A 645-nucleotide genomic window follows, 5' to 3' on the forward strand; every position below is an offset into this window, starting at 1 on the left:
CTTCTATGCCTACCGTATGCTGCTTGCCGATTTGTTTCTTGTCAGGCTTGAATGCGGTTATAAAGCTATCCCAGTTATCCATGCTAATAGAGCCATAGCTGACTTTCAGTTGTTTAAGACGGGCTCTTAGCTTCTTAGCTGTTTTCAAGTCACGTTTGCCCCAGACATAAGCGACAATCTCATTGGTAGCGCGGTCATAAGCATAAATAAGCCAAACTTTACGCTTCTTGCGATACACGTAAGTCCAAAACTCATCAACCTCTAAGCGTTCATAATAGCGCTTCTTAGGCGCAATCTTATAAACAGATGAGCCTATGGTGCTAAGCACTTTACCAATGCTAACTGAGGCTATAATAGCAATGTCTCTGACGCCACAGCCTCTCACTGTCATTAGCCGTATTTTATCTTCTATTCTAGAGTGACAGCCGTTATAAGTTAGGGCATGATCGCCAATAAACTGGCGTTTGCAGTCCTTACATTGATAGTTCTGCTTGCCATAGCTTTTTTTGCCGTTTTTCTTTAAACTGGGACTGTGACAGTCGGGGCATATGATATCTATTTGTGTCTTCATAACCTCAAATATATCATCTTGCTTCGGCTGTCACCCTTCTTTCATCTCCTCAGCATACTTTCTGATACACCACC

At 42.5% G+C, this 645-nt stretch carries 1 protein-coding gene; it reads right to left on the bottom strand.

Annotated features, from left to right (window positions below):
* The coding region (locus NI467_RS14590; RefSeq protein ID WP_253153499.1) for an IS1 family transposase at positions 1-571 on the bottom strand (571 nt) is incomplete at its 3' end.
* Positions 572-645 lie beyond the last annotated feature (74 nt).

Origin of the sequence: Acinetobacter sp. S4397-1, from assembly GCF_024129285.1 — a bacterium.
GTDB lineage: Bacteria > Pseudomonadota > Gammaproteobacteria > Pseudomonadales > Moraxellaceae > Acinetobacter > Acinetobacter lwoffii_C.